The organism is Streptomyces sp. NPDC000878 (genome assembly GCF_053599695.1).
Genome location: NZ_JBSFMT010000104.1, coordinates 1 through 20417, shown reverse-complemented (window position 1 = coordinate 20417; position 20417 = coordinate 1). Strand labels below are relative to the sequence as shown.

Annotated in this window: 25 protein-coding genes; 11 read left to right on the top strand and 14 right to left on the bottom strand. The window is 67.3% G+C overall.

Going from position 1 to position 20417, the window contains the following annotated elements; translation table 11 throughout:
* Nucleotides 1–8: 8 nt before the first annotated feature.
* The 13 genes from ACWDR4_RS46015 to ACWDR4_RS45955 all read right to left on the bottom strand — a co-directional run bounded on the left by ACWDR4_RS46015 (nt 9) and on the right by ACWDR4_RS45955 (nt 10714).
* A complete protein-coding gene (locus ACWDR4_RS46015; protein WP_450417653.1) occupies nt 9–623 on the bottom strand; it encodes a hypothetical protein in 615 nt (204 codons plus the stop codon).
* Between the two features lie 16 nt (nt 624–639).
* Nucleotides 640–1230: a hypothetical protein gene (locus tag ACWDR4_RS46010; protein ID WP_450417652.1), complete on the bottom strand. Its 591-nt coding sequence runs from the start codon at nt 1228–1230 to the stop codon at nt 640–642.
* Complete coding sequence (locus tag ACWDR4_RS46005; RefSeq protein WP_450417651.1) at nt 1227–1829, bottom strand: hypothetical protein; 603 nt, start codon at nt 1827–1829, stop codon at nt 1227–1229. The genes ACWDR4_RS46010 and ACWDR4_RS46005 overlap by 4 nt, the downstream gene beginning before the upstream one ends.
* 28 nt (nt 1830–1857) lie before the next feature.
* Nucleotides 1858–2241, bottom strand: a complete 384-nt coding sequence (locus ACWDR4_RS46000) for a hypothetical protein (protein ID WP_450417650.1) — start codon at nt 2239–2241, stop codon at nt 1858–1860.
* Nucleotides 2242–2295: 54 nt separating this feature from the next.
* Entirely contained in the window at nt 2296–3654 is a 1359-nt protein-coding gene (locus ACWDR4_RS45995) for a hypothetical protein (RefSeq protein WP_450417648.1), read from the bottom strand.
* The gene (locus ACWDR4_RS45990; RefSeq protein ID WP_450417647.1) at nt 3651–3950 is read right to left on the bottom strand and encodes a WXG100 family type VII secretion target; all 300 of its coding nucleotides are present in this window, start codon (nt 3948–3950) and stop codon (nt 3651–3653) included. The genes ACWDR4_RS45995 and ACWDR4_RS45990 overlap by 4 nt, the downstream gene beginning before the upstream one ends.
* A gap of 41 nt (nt 3951–3991) precedes the next feature.
* Nucleotides 3992–5017, bottom strand: a complete 1026-nt coding sequence (locus tag ACWDR4_RS45985; protein ID WP_450417645.1) for a hypothetical protein — start codon at nt 5015–5017, stop codon at nt 3992–3994.
* A complete protein-coding gene (locus tag ACWDR4_RS45980; protein ID WP_450417643.1) occupies nt 5014–5676 on the bottom strand; it encodes a hypothetical protein in 663 nt (220 codons plus the stop codon). The genes ACWDR4_RS45985 and ACWDR4_RS45980 overlap by 4 nt, the downstream gene beginning before the upstream one ends.
* A gap of 319 nt (nt 5677–5995) precedes the next feature.
* Nucleotides 5996–6658: a hypothetical protein gene (locus ACWDR4_RS45975; RefSeq protein ID WP_450417642.1), complete on the bottom strand. Its 663-nt coding sequence runs from the start codon at nt 6656–6658 to the stop codon at nt 5996–5998.
* A gap of 25 nt (nt 6659–6683) precedes the next feature.
* Nucleotides 6684–7679: a hypothetical protein gene (locus tag ACWDR4_RS45970; RefSeq protein ID WP_450417641.1), complete on the bottom strand. Its 996-nt coding sequence runs from the start codon at nt 7677–7679 to the stop codon at nt 6684–6686.
* 86 nt (nt 7680–7765) lie between these two features.
* A complete protein-coding gene (locus tag ACWDR4_RS45965; protein ID WP_450417640.1) occupies nt 7766–8437 on the bottom strand; it encodes a hypothetical protein in 672 nt (223 codons plus the stop codon).
* Nucleotides 8438–8632: 195 nt separating this feature from the next.
* Nucleotides 8633–9871, bottom strand: a complete 1239-nt coding sequence (locus ACWDR4_RS45960) for an acyl-CoA dehydrogenase family protein (RefSeq protein ID WP_450417639.1) — start codon at nt 9869–9871, stop codon at nt 8633–8635.
* A gap of 111 nt (nt 9872–9982) precedes the next feature.
* Nucleotides 9983–10714 carry a hypothetical protein gene (locus ACWDR4_RS45955; protein WP_450417638.1) on the bottom strand — a complete coding sequence of 244 codons (732 nt, stop codon included), beginning with the start codon at nt 10712–10714 and terminating at the stop codon, nt 9983–9985.
* A gap of 509 nt (nt 10715–11223) precedes the next feature.
* Here ACWDR4_RS45955 and ACWDR4_RS45950 point away from each other — a divergent pair.
* The 9 genes from ACWDR4_RS45950 to ACWDR4_RS45910 all read left to right on the top strand — a co-directional run bounded on the left by ACWDR4_RS45950 (nt 11224) and on the right by ACWDR4_RS45910 (nt 17987).
* Nucleotides 11224–11952, top strand: coding sequence for a hypothetical protein (locus tag ACWDR4_RS45950; protein WP_450417637.1), 729 nt, complete (start codon nt 11224–11226; stop codon nt 11950–11952).
* Between the two features lie 16 nt (nt 11953–11968).
* Nucleotides 11969–12895: a hypothetical protein gene (locus ACWDR4_RS45945; protein ID WP_450417636.1), complete on the top strand. Its 927-nt coding sequence runs from the start codon at nt 11969–11971 to the stop codon at nt 12893–12895.
* Nucleotides 12892–14202, top strand: coding sequence for a CpaF family protein (locus ACWDR4_RS45940; RefSeq protein WP_450417635.1), 1311 nt, complete (start codon nt 12892–12894; stop codon nt 14200–14202). The genes ACWDR4_RS45945 and ACWDR4_RS45940 overlap by 4 nt, the downstream gene beginning before the upstream one ends.
* A gap of 98 nt (nt 14203–14300) precedes the next feature.
* Entirely contained in the window at nt 14301–15293 is a 993-nt protein-coding gene (locus tag ACWDR4_RS45935) for a type II secretion system F family protein (RefSeq protein ID WP_450417660.1), read from the top strand.
* A complete protein-coding gene (locus tag ACWDR4_RS45930; RefSeq protein ID WP_235475648.1) occupies nt 15290–16213 on the top strand; it encodes a type II secretion system F family protein in 924 nt (307 codons plus the stop codon). The genes ACWDR4_RS45935 and ACWDR4_RS45930 overlap by 4 nt, the downstream gene beginning before the upstream one ends.
* Nucleotides 16214–16284: 71 nt before the next feature.
* Complete coding sequence (locus ACWDR4_RS45925) at nt 16285–16536, top strand: hypothetical protein (protein WP_235475647.1); 252 nt, start codon at nt 16285–16287, stop codon at nt 16534–16536.
* Nucleotides 16537–16591: 55 nt separating this feature from the next.
* Complete coding sequence (locus ACWDR4_RS45920; RefSeq protein WP_450417633.1) at nt 16592–17095, top strand: TadE family protein; 504 nt, start codon at nt 16592–16594, stop codon at nt 17093–17095.
* Nucleotides 17095–17523: a TadE/TadG family type IV pilus assembly protein gene (locus tag ACWDR4_RS45915; protein ID WP_450417632.1), complete on the top strand. Its 429-nt coding sequence runs from the start codon at nt 17095–17097 to the stop codon at nt 17521–17523. Before ACWDR4_RS45920 ends, ACWDR4_RS45915 begins: the two co-directional genes overlap by 1 nt.
* A gap of 2 nt (nt 17524–17525) precedes the next feature.
* Nucleotides 17526–17987, top strand: a complete 462-nt coding sequence (locus ACWDR4_RS45910) for a TadE/TadG family type IV pilus assembly protein (RefSeq protein ID WP_450417630.1) — start codon at nt 17526–17528, stop codon at nt 17985–17987.
* A gap of 56 nt (nt 17988–18043) precedes the next feature.
* Here ACWDR4_RS45910 and ACWDR4_RS45905 read toward each other — a convergent pair whose 3' ends face one another.
* Nucleotides 18044–18379 carry a hypothetical protein gene (locus tag ACWDR4_RS45905; protein ID WP_450417629.1) on the bottom strand — a complete coding sequence of 112 codons (336 nt, stop codon included), beginning with the start codon at nt 18377–18379 and terminating at the stop codon, nt 18044–18046.
* A 106-nt stretch (nt 18380–18485) separates the two neighbouring features.
* Here ACWDR4_RS45905 and ACWDR4_RS45900 point away from each other — a divergent pair, with 106 nt between their 5' ends.
* Together ACWDR4_RS45900 and ACWDR4_RS45895 are read left to right on the top strand one after the other, a co-directional pair.
* Nucleotides 18486–19136, top strand: a complete 651-nt coding sequence (locus ACWDR4_RS45900; protein WP_450417628.1) for a hypothetical protein — start codon at nt 18486–18488, stop codon at nt 19134–19136.
* Between the two features lie 207 nt (nt 19137–19343).
* Nucleotides 19344–20300 (top strand): serine protein kinase RIO, encoded by a 957-nt coding sequence (locus tag ACWDR4_RS45895; RefSeq protein WP_450417626.1) that lies wholly within the window; start codon nt 19344–19346, stop codon nt 20298–20300.
* Nucleotides 20301–20417: the final 117 nt, after the last annotated feature.

The following is a 20417-nucleotide window of genomic DNA, read 5'->3' as shown; positions in this document are numbered from 1 at the left end:
TCCTCAGGTCAGGGGATCCAGATCGCCAGGGAGTGCGCGAGGTTCTCCAGATCCTCGGAGGCGCTGATGAGGCGCGGGATGTCCTCGACCGCCGTCCACATCACGACATCGGCCCCGTGCTCCTCGACCTGCCACGCGTAACGCACGCAGGCAAGCAGATGCGGCGAGTCGTCCTGGGGGACGTACCGGAAGGTCGTCAGGCCTTCCCCCAGCCGCTCGGCCTTGAAGGGTTTGACGACCGGAGGCTCCACGGCATCCGGGTCGTCCGCCAGGGTCAGCGCCCGAAGAGTCTCCTCGCGGGGGCGCTGCGCCGGCCCGATGGCTACGCAGACGGGGATCGGGAGGTCGGTGGGGTGGTCGAGGTGAAGGAAGAGCCAGTGCTCCGAGCCGGGCGGGCAGAAGGATTCGGCGCAGCGGGTGAGGGTGGCGGCGACGAAGTCCACACCGTTGGGACCCGGATCGAATCCACGGTCCTCCCACAGATCCTTCGCGTAGTCACGACCCCACGTCTGGATGTCGTCCCACTCCTCGAACGGGGCCGAAGGACCCGCGCGGGGCGGAACGACGACCCAGTTGTACTCGTCGACATACTCGATGTCGATGATCGGCCAGAACTCGCTCATCCCCGCCTCCAGCGGGTCACGCCTGCTTGTTGATTCGGATACTCCGGGCGAAGGCGTCGATCGCGTCGAAGGAGACTTCCAGGAGGGCCGGGTCGTCGTAGTGGCCTTTGAGGACCAGGTCGATGTTGTGGGCCGGGTCGTTCCAGGCGTAGGTGACCGAGAGCATCAGCGCGCCATCGGGGCCGGTCCAACTGCGCAGGCAGCGCAGGCCTTCGCCGAAGTGCGGCGAGACGAAGGGGACTGTCTCCACGCGGTCGCTGGCGATGGCACCGGTCGGGTCGGGCTCGGCCAGCATGCTCAGGTGCAGCGGGCTGTGCTCCTCGTCGCAGACGAACTGCTTGGTGAAGAAGACCAGCGGAGCGGCCTGAGGCGGCATCGGGCCGAAGATGAACGCCTGGTCAGCCTCCACTCGGTCGCGCAGCATCGCGGCCGAGCCCTCGAGGAACTTCTTCATCTGCCGTTTCTCACGCCAGGTGAGCTTGCGCCGGTGGAGCAGTGCGCTCGCGTCGAGTTGGAGGTCCAGCCACTGTGCGAACTCCGACTTGGTGACGCTCAGCGGCATATGGAACCAGAGGGCCGGATCGGCGTCGGTCTCGACGATCATCATGCGTAGCTCCAGCGGAATGTGGTCATCACGGCGTCGAAGAGTTCGACCAAGGTTTCGGTGAAGTCGATGTCCATGCCAGGGGCGATCAGTGTGCTGAACGAGAACGTCAGCCACTGGGCGGGGACGCTGTGCGGGATCGGTACGGTGTACTGCACACGCCAGGACGGTACCTCGACGCCCTTCTCCGGGTGGGCGGGGAGCTTCTGCAGGGTGCGGATGGCTGCCGTCCCGTCGAGTTCCCGTGCCGAGGCGTCCTCGGCGTCCCGGGCGAGATCGAGGAGTACGGCCTCGGGATCGGAGTTCCCGGTCGGTGCCCCCAGCGGCTCGGAAGCGACGAACGAAGCCGGGATCAGCATGCCGTGCATGCGCTCCACGGGCAGGTAGAGCGTCAGACCGTTGGAGTTACGGGCCTGCCGAACGGTCTGCTTCAGCTCCTTCGTGAGCCGCAGCCTGGCCTGAGGGATGTCGTCCTTCGGGAAGCCGACAGGAAGCTGGGACACGGATTTCTGTACGATCCGCTGGATCGCCTCTCGCGTTCCGCTCTGGAGCGGGATGCTGTCCCAGCCGGGCGGCGGAACCAGATTGAATCCGTTGGGCACGCGGGCGGATTCCACTTCGACGGTGCTCTCAGGATGTGGCACGGCTGTTCCGAATCTTCTCTGCGACCGAGGTCGCGCCGACCAGCACGGTGAACAGCGGGCCTCCGACGATTCCGGGCCAGAAGGAGCTGAGGAGGCTGGGTACCAGAAGGGCCCAGCCCATGGCGAGGTCACGCGTGAGCAGGGGCGGTCGCTTGCTGGGGGTGGGGTTCTTGACCAAGATCCACAGGAGATGGGCCAGGCAGCCCGTCAGCCCGGCCCAGTAGATCCAGAACAGGACGTCGCGGCCGGCCTCGGGGAGCAGGAGCGAGATTCCAATCAACGGGACGATGGACACCAGTGCGCCGATGATGGTCACCCGTACTCTGAAATTCGCACCCGTGCCCAACTGTTCCCTGAGCGACTCAGCCATTTCTCCTGCTTTCCTCTCCGCATGCACCGGTGTTCCGGGCGTGTATCCGAGTGTTCACCAGTGGGTGTCCGCCGCAGGCATCCAGCCGCTTTCCTTCCAGGTGTTGTAGCCCTCGTTGTACGGCTTGTCTCCCGGGACCAGGTGATGCTTGTCCAGCCAGCCGATGGAGTCGCTCTTGCTCAGCGACTTGTCCACGACATCGACACCCATACCGGTGTAGGCGGCGAACATGGACGCCGCGTATCCCGCGTGCCCGAGCTTGGAAGCACCGCCTGACACAGCATCGGAGAAGACACCCTTGTTCGCACGGAGCTGTCCGAAGAGCCCAGCTGCCTCGTCGTCTCCCAGGTGCGCCCACTTGGCGAGTGCGGACACCTCGGTCGGCCCCTTGGCGACCAGGCCGGTCTCCCCGGAGATCTTCTTGAGAGTGAAGTTGCGCAGGTCCGAGAAGAACTTCCGGGAGACGTCGTCCTGAGCGCCCGCCATGGCTTTGCTCAGATCGTTCAGCATTCCCTTGTGTGACCTGAGGCCTGCCTTGAGTCCGGCGGTCCGGCTGGCCTGGGCAGCGGCGCTGGTGACCTTGTTCGCGCCCTTGAGCATGTTGATGCCACCGCGGCCGATGCCCATCAGAAGCAGTCCACCGATGTCGAAGGCCAGATCGGTCCAGGACGCGTCACCGGAGGCGACCAGCATGGATCTGGTGGCGATGGTCACGATGGCGATGGCCAGTACCAGGAGATTCAGGCCGGGAATCCAGATGGCGACGATGCCAGCGATGGTGGCGATCCAGCCCAGTCCGTCGAGGACGGTCTTGATCCAGTCCGCGTTGTCGTGGAACCAGCCCGTGACGTTGTCCCACCACGAGTCCTCGATGACGTCGTCGATCTCGTCCTTGATCTTGCGCGCGTGATGGCCGGCGCGGTCGTCACGATCGCCGGTGATGGTGTCCAGCTGATTCCGGTACGTCCGCAGGGGATCCTCGACCTCCCCGCCGACCGGCGGCTTCGGAGCGGCCTTGTCCCCGGACTCAGCTGCTTTGGCCTTGTCGGCCTCGATCTCGTCCTGCTTCTCCTTGGCCTGGCGCAGGACCTTGTCGGCCTCGGTCTGGAAGTCCTCCAACTCGTTGGCCCAGGTGGTGAGATGGCCGTGGACACGCTCGTAGCGGCTGGCCACCTCCCGCATGTGCTTCTCCAACGTGCCGGAGTCTTCGCGCAGGCGTTTGACGTACTTGCCCTTGAGCTTGTCCTCGTTGCTGATGGCCTGGAGGCTCTTGGCCTGGTCCCGGAGCTTCTTGGCGACCGACACCATGTGCCGGACCTCGGCGCGGATTTCTTCCGGATCGCCAGGCACCGGGTCGGAGTCGCAGAGCGGCTGCCAATCGACCGGGCGGCGCTGTGATGTGGCTGTCGTCACTTCTTCGGCTTCTTCTCGTCGCGCTTACTCAGCTGCTTCTCAAGGTCCTCGAACGCTTTCTTGGTGCCGGCCACCATCTCACCGACCGACGTGATGCCTTCGACGAGCTTGGTTCGGTAGTCGTCCCAGTTGTCCACGAACTCGTCCATGGCATCGGCGATCGTGCCCGAGCCCCAGTGCCGACGCATGTCGTCACGCCGGTTCTCGAGGTCCTCGAACTCCTTCTTCAGCTGGCCGAGTTTGCGCTCGGACTCCGCGAGGAACTCGAAGTCGACCGTCAGATCCGGATCTGCCACTAGTTATCTCTCCCCCTGTGCGTGGTGTGACGGTCCTGCGCTCACCGGTTGACGGCCTGGATCTCCTGGACAGTGATGGCCTGCTCGGTGCCGAAAGAGCCGGTGCCGAGGTTTCCCGCCTCGCCGGTGGTTGCCTCCCAGGTGATCTCCCAGGTGACCGTGGCCCTGAGCTGGTACGTGCCTTCGCCGGACGAGCGCAGGTACGTGATGCCGCAGGGCGGGGTCTGGCCGGACTTGCCCGTGGCCCAGGGCTCGCCGATGGACTTGTCGGCGTTGAGCGTGCACTCGCCGGAGGCGGGGAAGGTCGTGGCGTCGGTGGTGCCGGGCTCCAGTTTCAGGGAAACCGGTGTTGCGGTGGTGGTCGAGGCCAGGTTCCAGCCGCCCACGTTCAAGGAGGCGGTGACGGAGACCTCGTGGAAGTCGGCCTTGTCCAGCCAGGCCCAGGTGGGCAGGTTGACCTTGGTCGCCGCCTCGGGCGCGAGGGTGATCTCGGTGTCGGGGACCTGGATCGCGTTGTAGGCGAGCTTGGCCAGCGTCTCGGCGTCGATGGCGTTCTCGACGGGCGGGTCGTCGCCGTTGTCGACCCAGAAGTCGGCCTGGCTGCAGTCGAGGTAGTCGTCGCCTTCGAGCCGGTCCCAGTCGTAGACCGTGCCCCAGAACATGCCCTCGCCGGACTTGTCTTTGTTGAAGTCCTTGTAGGGCTTGCCCTCGACATAGCGAGCCTTCTCCGCGGCGTACCCCTCAGCCGCGCCGCTGAAGTGTCCAACGTTCCAACGTCGTTGGAATTCCGTCTCGTACTCCTCGGGCGTCCAGCCCGGTTCGTACCAACAGGCGGGCGGGTCGTAGTCGTCTATCGGAGCCAGCGAGCCCGTCGACTTTCCGCCGCCGTTCTTGGAGGTGTCGTAGGAGACCTGAGACTCGATGGTCCGGCCAGTCGACTTGTTGCTGGTTTCGGTATCGCCCTTGGACCCGCCGAGCCCGATTTCCGCGTGGGCCGTTCCTGCGGAAAGGAACGTGCCTGTGATCAGTGCGAGCGTGAGCAAGCCGAACTTTCCGGTCGTTGTCACGGAGTGCACTTCTCGCTCCCCCGCTTCGAGATGGACTCGGTGGTGATCCATACACCCTTGGCATTCAGGGTCAGGCGGCTGACGTAGTACACGTATGAGTTGTCCGAGGGGGCGCTGCGGTCGACCTTGTTCGTCTTCAGGAACTTGTTGAACGCCTTGCTCTCGTCCGCGCAGAGCGTGACGGCGGCCGTCTTATTGCCGGACAGGCTGACCGTGGGCGAGTAGTAGCGGATGGCACCGGTGATGCTCGCGTCGTTGTCCACGAAGGTCTGCACCCACTCCACGGCGTCCACGAGTGCTGTGCCCTTGTAGTAGAAGCTCAGGGCGGGGGACTTTGCGTCGGAGTCCGTGATGGCCCGGCTGACCGCTGTCATGGAGAACCCGGCGTCTTTGAGGACGGCGTCCTTGGTGGCGTCGCCGGTCTTCCAGTCCTCGAAGACTTCCTTGACGTCACTAGGCAGCGACAGGTCAGGGCGGTCAACGTCCTGCGACGGACTCGGCGAAGTCGATGCCTTTGCCTCACCGCCCCCGTCGCCGACGTCGGCTCCGGCGATCTTGTCGTTGTCGCTGGACTTCTCGTCCTCGCTGCCACATGCCGTCAGGAGCAGGGCTGCGGTGGCGGCAAGCGCGGCAGCAACGGGCAAAGAGCGGCGCTTCAAGGTGGGCTCCCCGTGAGACAAAGATTCAGTCAAGAGCACTGACGGTAGCGGTGTGGCTGGAGTTTTCGCCAGTGCGAACTTACTTCAAAATGTGGTTAATTGGCGCAAAAGTGGACGCTGTTGGGCGGGTTCTGTGTCCTGATCGTGTCTGCCGGCGAGCGTCCGAGCAGGGGGTGTCGACTGGCGCTCGGGACGGCTCCTCTATGCAATTGCGAGGGTCGTCCGAGCGCTGCCGAGGTCGGATGCCAACCACGCCAGACCTGTGTTTTCAGTCGACGTCAGCAGAGGTCACGTTCTTGGAGCTGCACCGGTGATCCGTTCACCGGCACTTCTCCGCCTCCGTCTCTACGAACACCTTGGATGCCTGCCACAGGCCGTCACCCGTGGGGAACTTGACCATCACGATCTTGAAGTAGTCGTAGTCCGCGATGCTGGGCGTGCTCTTCAGGACTTTCCCGGTCTTGACCTCTTTGCCGGGGAACTTGCTTGAGTCCGTGCAGAACGCGACCTCCACGGAGTTGCCGTTCGAGGCGGACCGTGTGGTGACGTCGTAGTGGCGCAGTGTGCCGGCGGCGGTCCAGCCGCCCTTGATCCATTCGTTGATCTGTACCTGCGCGTAGCGGAGCCCGCCGCCGGTGGCGTAGGTGGTCACGGCTGCGTCCTTGGTCGTCCGATTGTCGACGCCCCGGTAGATGGCACGGAAGAAGTTGGCAGCGTCGTCCATCGCAGCTGCCTCGTTCTTGCTCTCCGGCTTGGCCCAGTCGAAGACCAGGTCGACGTCCATGGGCAGGGATACGTCCACACCGTCCGGTTTGTTGGCCGCTGCCACCGCTGCTGCTGTCGAGGGGGCTGCCGACTCCGTCGGTGTCTTCGTGTCCTGTTCGGCGCCGACGGTCTTGTCGTCCTCGCTGCCGCAGGCCGTCAGCAGGAGGGCTGCGGTCGCGGTGAGCGCGGCAGCAACGGGCAAAGAGCGGCGCTTCAAGGTGGGCTCCCTGTGAGGAAAATGCTCAGCGGTTGACGGCCTGGATTTCCTGGACGGTGATCGCCTGTTCGCTGCCGAACGTGCCGTTCGGGAGGTCGCCGCCCGTGCCGCCCGTTCCGGTCCAGGCGATGTCCCAGGTGATGGTCGCCCGCAGGTTGTACGTGCCGTCGCCCGAGGAGCGGAGGTACTTGAGCCCGCACGGCGGGGTCTGGCCGGACTTGCCCTGGGCGTAGGGCTCGCCGATGGAGCCGTCGGCGTTGATGACGCACTCGCCGGAGGCGGGGTATGTGGTGGCGTCGGCGGTGCCCGGTTCCAGCTTCAGGGACACCGGCTTGGCCGTGGTCGTGGCCTGGATGTTGAAGCCCGGGGCGTTGAGGGCCGCCGTCGCCTGGACCTCGTCGAAGACGGCCTTGTTCAGCCAGGCCCAAGTCGGCAGGTTCACCTTGGTGTTGGCTGCCGGGGCGAGGGTGACCTTGGTGTCGGGGAGCTGCATGTGCTGGTAGGCGAGGCCCGCGAGTATCTCCGGGCTGATGGCCTCTTCGTACTCGGGCGGCGGGGCCTCACCGTTGTCGACCCAGAAGGGGAGGGCGCTGCACGATTTCCGCTTGAGAACGTCAGACTCGTTGGGGTTCTCGACGCCGGCCCAGAACATCCCCTCGCCGTCCTTGTCGACGTTGTAGTCCTTGTAACCGGGGTGGCCGGCCCAGCCGAACTCGTCCTCGTAGTGGCTCTGCGTCTGGCCGAGTGCCGAGCCGGCGGTGCCGCCCATGCCGGGCGTGCTCATCTGGTCCTCGATGCTCTTGGACATCTGCTTCTTGAAGTCCTTGGCGCCGAGATAGGGGGCGTACCAGCAGGGCGGGGGCGTCCAGTTGACGTCGGAGGACGTCACGTTGCCGGTGCCGCCGCCCTTGGCGACGGATCCGGAGTACTGGATCTTGGCGGCGGCGTAGATGCCTGTGCTGTCGCTGCCGCCCGTCTCTTTCGCGCCGCCACCGTTGCCCGTGTTCACCGGTTCCGCCATGGAGCTGGGCGCTGCAAGGACAACGGTGCTGATTGCGAGAGTCAGGGTTGCGGCGCCGGTGCTGAGGGCCGTACGTAGCGGTGTGTTCACTGGCACTTCGCCGCCTCGGTCTCGACGATCACGTTGGACGCCTGCCAAAGGCTGTCGCTCGTAGGGAACCTGACCATCACGATCTTGTAGTAGGCGAAGTCCTTGAGACTGGGCTTGGCCTCCAGGACCTTCCCGGTCTTGACCTCTTTGCCGAGGAATTTCCCCGTGTCCGCGCAGAAATCGACCTCTACGGAGTTGCCGTTGGGGGCGGACCGTGTGGTGGCGTCGTAGTGACGGCGGGTACCGACGCCGGTCCAGCCACCCTTGATCCATTCGTTGATCTGCACCTCGGCATAGTGCAGCCCCCCGCCGGTGGCGTAGGCCGTCAAGGCCGCGTCCTTGGTGGTTCGCTTGTCGACGCCCCGATAGATGGCGCGGATGTAGTTCGCGGCGTCATCCATAGCCGCCGCCTCGTTCTTGTTCGACGGCTTCGTCCAGTCGAACACCAAGTTCATGTCCTTCGGCAGGGACACGTCCACCCCGTCGGGCTTGTCCTCCGCCGCTGCTGCCGAGGGTTCCGCCGACTTCGTCGGAGTCGCCGTGCTCTGTTCGGCGCCGGCGATCTTGTCGTTGGCGGTGGAGTTGTCGTCTCCGCTGCCGCAGGCCGTCAGCAGTAGGGCTGCGGTCGCGGTGAGCGCGGCAGCAACGGGCAAAGAGCGGCGCTTCAAGGTGGGCTCCCCGTGAGATGTCGGTACATGAGATGTCGATACAGCTGAGAGCCCTGACGGTATCTGGGGGGCTTGTGGTCCTGCCAGGCTGGTCTCCCTTCGGAGCGGGGGTGTTTGTGAATTTATTGGTGCGAATTCGATACGTCCTGTGTCCTGCTGTGTCCTGACCGTGTCCGTGCCGGCTGCAGGATCCGGCTAGAGGAACGGCGTTCCCGCGTCCAGCCCCGACAGCACCCGCCCGTACAGCTCCAGGTTGGTCGTCGGGTTCACGAACGAGTGGAGGCTCAGGGCGTGGATGTCACGGACCGTGCGCTGGATGGGGACCTCGCGGTGCAGGGAGGACGCGCCGGAGGCGGCGGCGAGGAGGTTCACGGCCTCCTTGCAGAGGCGGGTCGTGTAGCCGCTCTGGGCCCTGATCCTGGCTCGTTCCTCTGGGGTGTGGGGAGTACCTGTCGCCGCCTTTGATTCGATCCTCGCTACGAAGTCGGCCGTCAGGAGTTCGGCGCACGAGATCTTCATCGCCGCCTCGGCCGCCTGGAGATGGGTGACCGTCGCCTCGTTCTGGCGTTCGTGGAAGGTGTACGTGATGCCCCGGCGGTGGATGCGTTCCGTGAACTCGGTCAGCGCCGAGCGGGCCAGGCCGAGGGCGTTCGGGGGTGTCCAGGCGCAGAAGAGGAGCAGTACCGGCATGCCGTAGAAGGGGTCGTCGGCGTTGGTCTTCGACGCGATCGTGCCGGCGTCCAGCAAGGGGCCCACCGGGAGGACGCGGTGTGCCGGGACCACGACATCACGCGCGACCACGCTGTTGCTGCCGCTGCCCGCCAGCCCTGACACGTACCAGTCGTCCAGGATCTCCAGGTCGGTCATGGGGATCGCGGTCCAGAGGAGGGTGGGAGGTCCGGGTGGGCGGTTGTCGGGCGTCTTGCTGTCCGGTTCGACGCGGACCGTCAGCAGGTGCCAGTCCGCGTCCTGGCAGCCGGTCGCGAAGGCCGAGGTGCCGTTGACGACGTAACTGCCGTCGGGGCGTGCGACCGCCGTCGCGTCGGGGACGAGGGTGCCGCCGACCCGTACGTCGGGGCTGGTGAAGATCTCGTCCTGGGCCTCGTCCGGGAAGAGCGCCGCGATGTAGGCGCAGCCGGCCTGGATCAGGGCCATGAAGGCGGCCGAGCCGCACGCGGCGGCGATCTCGGACAGGGCGTCGACCTGGATGTGCAGCGGGGACTGGTAACCGCCGTACCGCCGGGGGATGTTCATGCGGTGGACGCCGGCGTCCGTCAGGGCCGCGACCACCTCGGGCGTCACCCGCCGCTCCTGCTCCGTGCGGGACGCGTGCTCGCGGATGAGTGGCTGTAGCGCCCGTACGCGGTCTACGAGGCCTTCTGCCGGGCGAGGGGGAGGGGGAGGGGGAGGGGGACGGGTTGTCGGCTGAGCCATGGACTACCTCCGGGCGCGACGAAGCTTTCACCGTCGCGCGGGGCGGAATGACTGTCAACAGGCCTTGCTGTAGCAGGAGTTGTGATCGGTGCCGGCTCAGCCGGGCTTCGGTCAGCCGAGCTTCGCGTTCTGCGCCTTGACGAGGTCGGCCGGGATCTCGGCCTGGCCCGGGCCGCCCTGCAGCAGACGGCCGCTGTCCAGCGAGAAGTAGCTGGCGATCGCGTCGCCGAAGCGGAAGCTCTGCGTGCGGAGGGTCTGCGTGACCCCCTGGTACTGGAAGGTCGCGGCGGTGGCGAGGGATTCGTCGCCACCAGCGGGAGCGGTCTCCACGGTCACCGAGTCGTACGTGGTGGCGGCCCCGGCGGACGACTTCGCGGTGTAGCCACCGCCGCACGCGCCGGCCGCGGCGGTGAGCCCCTTCATCGCGGCCTCCGCCTTGCCCTCGGCGTAGGTGGCGAGCGTGATGTAGGTGAGCATGGCGCCTTCGGTGCCGTGGGCGACGCGCACGAGCGAGGCCTCCGGGTCCCCGATGGGGAGCTCGTTCATCGCGTACGCCAGCGGGGCGCAGTCGGCCTTGTCGACGTTCATGTCGTCCTTGGACGGAGCGAGGGCGTCACCCTCGGCGGGCTTGTCGACGCGGTAGTCACCGGCCTCGGCCTTGGTGACCAGGAGCTGCGCGACCCGTTCCGCCGGGCCCGCCTGCTTGGCCTGCGAGGCGGAGGCGGACGCCTTGGGCTTGTCGGCGGCTTCCTTGCCGTCCTCACCGCCGCCCGAGCAGGCGGTCAGGGCCGCCAGGCAGAGGAGGGAGAGGGGGAGGGAGAGGGGGAGTGCGGTTCGCTTCATGGGGGGAGTGTTCCTGCGGTTCTCTGCTTGACGTGTGGTTCCCGAGGGAGGCCGGTCAAGGATCATGGCACGGCTGCTCCGGGGGCGGCCCGGCGTCGCGTGAGCGAATCGTGCAGGCCTCATGGCCGAGCCGTGGCGACGGGCGGGCGTGGTGGCCGGGGCCGGGTGGCGTGCAAATGTCGGGTCGGCAACAGATTCGCGCGTGCACAGCAGGTGCCGTAACCGGATCGCCGCGCTCAACGGGGAACCGTACGGCCGTAGTTGCACGTGAATAACGTTGTGGTCGGCGCTGTTCACGATCCAGAACGCGCCTTGAGGGGCTTATGTGCGGCTGATACGGTGCCATGGCTTGACACTCACTCCAGCGCTGGCTAATTGGCCGGGTCGGGCGGTACGTCCAGCAAGGGCGTATCGCGCGCATCGCGTACATCGTGCGTATTCGCGAGTGAAGTGTCCTATATGGCACTTAAATTGGCAGAATTTTTCTTGGGTGTACGGGGAGCTGTTGCGTGAAGATCCAAGAGCGTACGGGTGCGGGCGGCGGCCGTTCCTCGGTACCCGCTCAGCCGATGACCGGTGAGCGGCTCCCGGCGCCGCCTCGCGAGCGCAAACCGGCTCTTGCCGCTCTTGCGGTGCTTTTGATCCTGGTCGGTGCGCTGGGCGCGACGATGCTCGTGCTGCGGGCGGGGGACCGGATCGAGGTCATCAAGGTGACCTCGGAAATTCCGGCCGGGGGCTCCGTCACCAAGGCCAACACGACGTCCGTCATGGTCGCGGCCGACACCGGCATCAACTATGTCGAGTGGACCCAGCTGGACACCCTGAGGACCCTCAAGGCCAGGACCACGATCTACCCGGGCACGGTCGTCATGGGGCAGATGTTCGGCTCCGACGAGGGTGTCGCCGCCGGTCAGGCCACCGTCGGACTCTCCCTCAAGGAGGGGCAGTACCCGAACGGACTCAAGGCCGGAAGCTTCGTCGCCGCCTACCGCGTCGGCACAACCACCGGCACCGGCTCCACCACCGGTTCCAGTGACTCCTCCTCGTCGGGCGCCAGCACCACCCTGATCGTGGACAAGGCGAAGGTCACTTACGTGAAGCCGCAGGCGAGCAGTGGTGACGTCATAAGCAGTACCAACCTGCCCGTCACCCTCACTGTCGACAGCACCAAGGCTGCCGACCTCGCTCAGGCCGCCGCCAGCGGCCAAGTGGCTCTCGTGCTCATCCCCAGCAGCTGAAGGCGGCCCCAGAACCATGGCGCTCATCGTTCTTGCCGCCGACAAGGGTTCCCCCGGCGTGACCACCGCGGCCGTCGCGCTCGCGGCGGTCTGGCCGCGGCGGGCCCTGCTCGCCGAGACCGACCCGGCCGGCGGTGACCTCGTGTACCGCAGTGCCGCCGCGCACGGCGGGATGCTCAACCCCAACACCGGCATGCTGTCCATCGCCGCGACCGCACGGCGTGGGCTCGTTCCCGATCAACTCTGGGACCACGTACAGCCGTTGAGCGGTGGGCTCGAAGTGCTCGTCGGGCTCGGTATCGCCGAACAGGCCGCCGGGCTCGCGGGACTCTGGCCCACCCTCGGCAGCGCCTTCGCGCAGCTCGCCGACTCCCCGAACGCGCCCGCCGACGTCATCGCCGACTGCGGACGCATCAGCGGGGACACGCCTGTCGTCGAACTGTTCCCGCATGCCGCCCTCGTGCTGCTCATCTCGCGTACCGAGCCCGAGGCCATCGCTCGCGTGCGCGACCGGGCCGCCGCTCTCTCCACCAAGCTGCACGGCGGACCGCGCGGGGCCGCCAGCCTGGGGACGCCGTTCATCGGGGTCGTCCTCATCGCCGATCCGAACAACTCGGGCAAGCTGGTCAACCAGGTCAACGACATGCTCGTACACGCGCAGACGGGTGCCCGGGTCGTCGGCACGCTCGCCGAAGACCCCGCCGGAGCCGAGCAGTTGGCCGGGCGCAAGCGCGGGCGGCTCGACAAGTCGATGCTCATCCGGTCGGCCCGCAAGGTGACTTCGGATCTGTATCAGCAGTACGGCGCCGCGTGGTCCGTACCCAGTCAGGTCCAGCAAGGGCAGCAGGTCCCGCCGGCTCAGCAGGGCTACCAGGGTCAGGCGCCCGGACAGCAGCCCGGTCCGCAGGCCGGTTACTCCGGTCATGCCGGAGCCGGCCGATGACCGCTGTCGACCACTCGCTGGTCAAGCGGTTCCGGCAGGACGCCGGTGACCGGATCTCCGAGCAGCGTCGGCTCGACCAGGCCTCCAACGTCACGCCGATGTCCGGTGAGGACGAGCGGCAGTACGCGCGGGCCGTCATAGCCCAGATCCTCGAGGACTACGCCCGGACGGAGATCAACGCCGGGCGTACGCCGCTGGACGCCGAGACCGAGGAGCAGTACGCGGCTGCCGTGCACGCCGCGCTCTTCGGCGTCGGGCGGCTCCAGCCGCTGCTCGACAACGCCGACGTCGAGAACATCGACATCAACGGGTACGACCAGGTCTTCGTGGGGTATTCCGATGGGCGCGAGGTCGCCGGTGATCCTGTCGCCGAGAGCGACGAGGAACTCATCGAGCTGATCCAGGTCCTCGGTGCCTACTCCGGGCTCTCCTCCCGGCCCTTCGACTCCGCCAATCCGCAGCTCGACCTGCGGCTGCCGGACGGGTCCCGACTGTCGGCCGTCATGGATGTGACGCGTCGCCCCGCGCTCTCCATCCGTCGTGCGCGCATGGGTAAGGTCTTCATCTCCGACCTGGTCGGGAACGGGACCGTGACTCCCGAAGTCGCGCACTTCATGGCCTGTGCCGTGCGGGCCCGGAAGAACATCATGATCGCGGGTGCCACCAACGCCGGTAAGACGACGCTGCTTCGGGCCCTCGCCAACGAGATCCCGCCGCACGAGCGGCTCATCACCGTCGAGCGTGCGCTGGAGCTTGGGCTCGACCAGTTCCCCGAACTCCACCCCAACGTGGTGGCGTTCGAGGAGCGGCTGCCCAACTCCGAGGGCCAGGGCATGATTTCGATGGCCGAGCTGGTGCGACGGTCGCTGCGTATGAACCCCTCGCGCGTCATCGTCGGTGAGGTGCTCGGCGACGAGATCGTGACGATGCTCAACGCGATGTCGCAGGGCAACGACGGCTCGCTCTCCACGATCCACGCCAACAGCTCGCACGAGGTCTTCAACCGTATTTCCACGTACGCGCTCCAGGCGACGGAGCGGCTGCCCATCGAGGCGAGCCAGATGCTCGTCGCGGGCGCAGTGAACTTCGTCGTCTTCATCACGCGGCGCAACAACTTCCATACGGGCGGCCGGCTCCAGCGCATGGTGACCTCGGTCCGTGAGGTCAACGGCGTGGACGGCCGGGTGCTGTCCAGCGAGGTCTTCGCCGAGACCCCGGACGGCCGCATCGTGCCGCACGCGCCCATCTCCTGCCTCGACGATCTGGTCGCGCACGGGTACAGGTTGCCCGGCGGGAACTGGGGGTGACCATGATCATGACTACTGCATTCAGTGCCTTCAGTACATCCAGCAATACGCATGTGTACGGGGACGGGTACTCGGCGGCCGTCGGCTCGCTCGGCTCCATGGGCGGGCTGTTCTCCACCGAGGTCCTCTACTCGCTCGTGGCCGGTGTCGCCGTCGGCGGCGGGCTCGCGCTGCTCGCGGTCGCGATCCGCGGGCTGCCGGCCAAGCCCGAGCACGAGAAGCAGAAGGCCAGCGAGCGGGCGAACGAACTCATCCGGTTCGCGGGGCAGCGCGGTTCGCTCGCCGCCCTCGTCGGACTCGCCGTGCTGGTGCTCACCCGGTGGGCGGTGGCCGGTATCGCGGCCGGCGTCCTCGTCTTCTTCTGGGACCGTCTCTTCGGCGGCGCGGCGGAGGAACGGGCCGGCATGCGGCGCGTGGAGGCCCTCGCCTCCTGGACCGAGTCGCTGCGCGACACGATCGCCGGTGCGGTCGGTCTGGAGCAGGCGATCCCGGCCTCGGCGCGCGCGGCGGCACCGGTACTGCGTCCGCATCTGGACGCGATGGTCGACCGGCTCCGCTCCCGCACCCCGCTTCCCGAGGCGCTGCAGCAGCTCGCCGACGAGATCGACGACGCGTCCGCCGACATCATCGTCGCGGCGCTCATCCTCAACTCGCGGCTGCGCGGCCCGGGTCTGCGTCAAGTCCTGGGCGCGCTCGCGAAGTCGGCGCGCGAGGAGGTCGACATGCGGCAGCGCGTCATGGCGCAGCGGTCGTCAACTCGTCGGTCCGTACAGATCGTTGTGGCGGTGTCGGTCGCCTTCGTCCTCGGACTCGCCATCTTCAACCGGGAGTTCGTCGAGCCGTACGGCACACCGATCGGCCAGGTCGTCCTCGCCGGTGTCTGCGGTCTGTTCGCGCTCGGCTTCTGGTGGCTGCGCAAGCTGTCGACCATCGAGACGCCCGAACGCTTCCTCGTACGGGACGACCCGTCCGTGCAGTTCGTACGGCCGACCCGGACGCCGTCGGCGCAGGGCGCGCAAGGAGCCCAAGGGGCCCATGTGCAGCCGCCGTACGGGGCCGGTCCCGGCGCTGAAGAGGGGGTACGTCGATGAACGACCTGACCATGCCGGTGCTGGTCGGCGCCGTCCTGGGCCTCGGCATCTACGTGCTCGTACGGGCGTTGATGCCGTCGAAGCGGAGTGCGGTCGCGCAGGTCGCGCGGATCGACGCGATGCGGGCGCGGGGAGCGGCGTACGAGTCGGCCCATCGCACGCAGGACGCGGGGCGGATCGGTTCGTTCCGGGCCCAAGTGGGCGTCCGGGTCTCGGACTTCTACTTCCAGCAGGGCTGGGAGCAGCGCTCGCTGCGGGCCGATCTGGCCGTCCTGGACCGGAGTTGGGAGAACTTCCTCGCGACGAAGGTGCTGCTGGGGGCGGCCGGTCTGTTCTTCGGCCCGTTCCTGTTCGCCATCGTCTACACGCTGAGCATGGCCAGCAGCCCGGCCATCCCGGTCTGGCTGGCGCTGCTCTTCGCGCTGGTCTTCTTCTTCCTGCCCGACCTGGAGGTACGGCGGGACGCGGCCGACAAGCGGCGTGACCTGCGGCGGGTGATCGGGGCGTATCTCGACCTGGTGTCGATGAGCCTGGCCGGCGGGCGGGGTCTGCCCGAGGCGCTGATGGCGGCGGCGGAGGTGTCGGACGGCTGGGCCACCCAGCGCATCCGCAACGCGCTCGCGGACGCCCGTATCACCGGCACCAGCCAGTGGCAGGCGCTGGGTTCGCTCGGCGAGGAACTGGGGGTGGAGGAGCTGAAGGACCTGTCGGCCTCCCTCGCGCTCGTCGCCGACGACGGAGCCAAGGTACGTGAGTCCCTCGCCTCCCGCGCCGAGACCATGCGGCACCGCGAACTCGCCGAGATCGAGGGCAGCGCGGGTGAGAAGTCCCAGTCGATGCTCGTGGCCCAACTGCTGCTCTGCGCCGGATTCCTGGTGTTCCTGATCTATCCGGCGGCGATGCGGGTGTTCCAGGTCTGAGTCATTTCCAGTGCTGATTCCAGTACTGCCCATGCCCCAAGATTCTTTTTGATTTGAGAGGACAACTCACCATGAACGGACGGAACTTCAGCACCGGGATCCCGGCAATGGACTTCCTGGTCACCTTCTTCCAGGCCCGGGTGGAGCGCGCGCGCTCCGGCGAGCTGGACCGCGGTGCGTCCGCGGTCGAGTGGGTCATCATCTCCGCGGTGGTCGTGGCGATCGTCGGCGTGGTCGCCGCGATCATCAACACCGCGCTGAGCGACGGCGCCAACAAGGTCGGCGACTGCATCAAGGGCGCCAAGGCGAGCGGCACCTGCTGATCGTCGTACGAAAACGGGGTGTACGGGGTCGAGTCGGTTGACGGGGTTGTTGCTCGTGGGTGGCGCAGGCAGATGGGTACGCCGCAGGGTGGAGGCCGCACGGGAGTCGGCGTCCGCCCGCGGTGACTCCGGGACGTCCGGCGTCGGCAGGTCCGGGGTCGGCAGGTCCGACTCGGGCATGACCGCGATCGAGTTCGTGCTGCTGACGCCCGTACTCTTCTTCATGATCTTCGCGACGGTGCAGTTCGCGCTGTACTTCTTCGCGGATCACGTGGCCCAGGCGGCGGCCCAGGCCGGCGCCCGCAAGGCCCGCGCCATGGCGCACGACCAGCCGGGCGTGTGGCGGGGGGAGGCGCGGGACGTGGTGGACAGCTACATCCAGCAACTGGGCCCGAGCCTGGTCCTGTCGCCGGACGTGACGATGCTCCAGCCGGAGCAGAACACGGTGGGCGTGGAGATCACGGCACGGGTGCCCACGGTGTTCCCCGGGTTCGATCTGACGGTGCACGCGCAGTCGGTGGGGCCGGTGGAGCGGTTCGTTCGGGAGGGGGAGAACTGATGGGCCACTTCTCTTCCCTGCGGGGCCGACGGGAGCTGAGTGATCGAGGTCTGTCCACCATTGAGGTGGTGATCCTCGCTCCGGTCATGATCATGTTCATCCTGGTGCTGGTGGCCTTCGGGCAACTGGTCGACGGGCGCGGGGCTCTTGACGGGGCGGCGCGGGACGCCGCCCGGGCCGGGTCGATCCAGAAGGATCACGCGACAGCGATGGCGGAGGCCCAGAAGGCGGCGGAGGCTGACCTCACGGACGTCTGCTCGGGCCCGGTCACGGTGACCCAGACCAGCGCCGGCTTCGAGGCCGACACCATCTTCAGCGTCGAGGTGAGCTGCGAGGTGCGGGGCCTGGCGATGCTGGGCCTGGACATCCCCACCACCCTGACGGCGACCTTCAGCTCACCGCTGGACCCGTTCCGGAGGACGGTGTGACGGTGCACTCTGCTGTACGTGACTGGTGTGAGCGTAGGCGGGCCCGCCTGGACGACCGTGGCTCGGGTGCCGGTGCCGTGATCATCTTCGCCCTCCTCTTCCTCTCCCTCTCCGCCTTCGTGATCGACGGCGGTATGTCCATCTCGAAGCGGGAACGGGCGGCGGACATCGCGGAGCAGGCGGCGCGTTACGCCGCCCAGGACATCGACCTCGAAGCCCTCTACGGCAACGCGGCGGGCGGCGCCCCCATCAACTTCCAGAACTGCGACGCCCGCGTGAAGGCCTTCGCCCAGGAGATGGGCATGTCCGCCGCGGACACGGGCGCGTCCCACTGCGTGGCGGCGAACGCCGACGAGGTGCAGGTCGAGGTACAGCTGACGTACTCGCCGGTGTTCACGGGGCTGTTCTACGGCGGGGATGTGACGGTACGGGGCGAGGCGGTGGCGGAGAACGAGGTGGGGTGAGGGAGGGGAGGGAGTACGGGGGATGCGCCCCGTTGCTCACGCCCACACCGCTCAGCTCACTTGTTGCCGCCGCTGCCCCTGGTGTCCTTGGTCGTCATCTTCTCGTTGACCTGCTTGGCGAGTTCGTCGTCCAGCTTCTTGAACTCCCGTACGACGGCGTCCGACATGGCGGCGAGGGCGTCGAGCTGCTGGGTGATGTCCTCGCGGCCGTCCTCCCAGTTGGACTCGAAGTCCTCCAGCGCGTCGTTCACGCTGCCGTCGCCGATGTCGTCCTTGTAGGACTCGAAGAGCTTCTTGGTGTGGTTCAGCCGGGTCTTGATGGAGCGCAGCCGGCTGCCGTAGTCCTCCAGTTCGCTCAGCGGGAGCGAGAGGTCGGACTTGCCCTTGCCCATGTGTGAGTCCCCCGGAGTGCCTCGTAGTCTGATCGGCGTCTGATCGGCACCGTACAACGGAACGGTGTCGGCACGGGAGATCGAGTCAACGGGGTGGAGTGAGGACATGGCCCGCTACAGCGAAGCGCAGACGGTCGAGCGAGGTGGGTTCCGGATCAAGGTGCCCGAGTCGTGGTGGGAGTTCGACGTACGCCCCGAGTCGCGCGACGACTCCATCCGGCGGATGGTGGACGAACGGGTGCGGCAGCGCGAGGAGTTGGCCCCGTACCGCGACACGTACACCGCGTTCCTGCAGAAGGCGGCGGCGGACGCGTGGAAGTCGGGCGCGCTGTACTGCGGTTGCATGGCCGAGAGCTTCGGCGGCGACACCCCGATCACCGGCTCGGTGACGGTCTCGATGGTCGGCGGCCGGGCACAGGACGGCACCCCGCTCTCGACCGAACCGGCGGTCATCGCGGCCCAGTTGGCGGTCAAGGAGGCGAAGAGAGAAGGGGACAGCTGGCGGAAGGTGACCACCGTCGACATCCCCGGTGTCGGGCCGGCGGCGCGTACGTACGGCGTCGAGGACATCGCCGTACCGGGCGACGAACTCGGCCGCACCATCCGGGCTGTGCTGATGCAGACGTTCATTCCGGTGCCGGGGCAGGAGGGCAAGGTGGCGCTGGTGGCGGGCAGCAGCCAGGTGCTGGACCTGGCGGAGTCGTTCTTCGACATCTTCGACGCGATCACGTCGACGTTCCGGTTCACCGACCAGTAGGACTCCGTCAGGTAGGCCCCCCAGGACCCCGTCAGGCCGGCAACGACCGGATTTATTTGGTTGCAGCTCCCCGTGTCCGCCCCTCACCATGGGCGGGACACCGGGGAGCTGCCCGGTGCTCCACGAGAGGAGGCACGACCGTGAACACGACTGTCCTCGGCCTGCCCGCAGACCGCCTCCCTCTCGCCTCATGGAGCACCTCCAGCGATGTCTCACGACGATCTCCCGCAGCACCCCCAACACCGTCAGCACCCGCAGCACCCGGCATTTCCTGACGACTTCAGCACCGACGCCTACCGCTACGTCCCGCCGCAGGACGAGCTGAGCGACGTCGACGACCGGTTCGTCTTCGACTTCCGTCCCTACGACGATCTCGGGGACGGCCAGCGCTGGTCGACCTGGCTGAGCGTCGAGCCCCTGTGCCGAGGCCCCGAGCCGCTCCCGGACTGGGTGGTGACCTCGCAGGGCGCGATCGACACCGAGCTGGGCGTCCTCAAGACCGGCAAGGAAGCCGACGTCCACCTCGTCGAGCGCGCCGACCCGCTCGACCCCGCCGCCGGGGTGGTCATGGCGGCCAAGCGGTACCGCTCTCCCGAGCACCGCACCTTCCACCGCTCCGCGTCCTACACCGAGGGCCGCTCGATGAGGCGCTCACGTGACGAACGGGCCCTCAAGCGGAAGAGCACCTTCGGCAGGCAGGTCGCGGCCGGTGAGTGGGCGGTGTCCGAGTGGGGTGCGCTGGTGCGGTTCTGGAATCTCGGGCTGCCGGTTCCCTACCCGGTCCAGATCGACGGCACCGAGATCCTGATGGAGTGGATCACCGTCGTCGACGAGGACGGCACCGTCCAGACCGCGCCCCGGCTCGCCCAGACCCGACCTTCCCCCGAGCTGCTGGCGGCGTACTTCGAGCAGCTCACCGACGCGCTCGCGACGATGGTGCAGAACGGCGTCGTACACGGCGACCTCTCGGCGTACAACATCCTGGCGGCGGGCGAGCGGCTGGTCGTCATCGACCTGCCACAGATCGTCGACCTGGTCGGCAACCTCAACGGGATGACCTTCCTCCAGCGCGACTGCGCCAACATCTGCGGCTGGTTCCGCTCACGGGGCCTGGAGGTCGACGAGCACGCCCTGTTCGCGGAACTGATGGCGCACGCTTTCTGAACCGGGCGGTCGGCCGGTGGTCGGTTGTCGGGCCCCACGAGGGTGCACGGGGTGACACGAGCAGCGAGGGAGTCGGACATGACAGGTCGCCGGACATGACGAGGACACCGCCGCGCG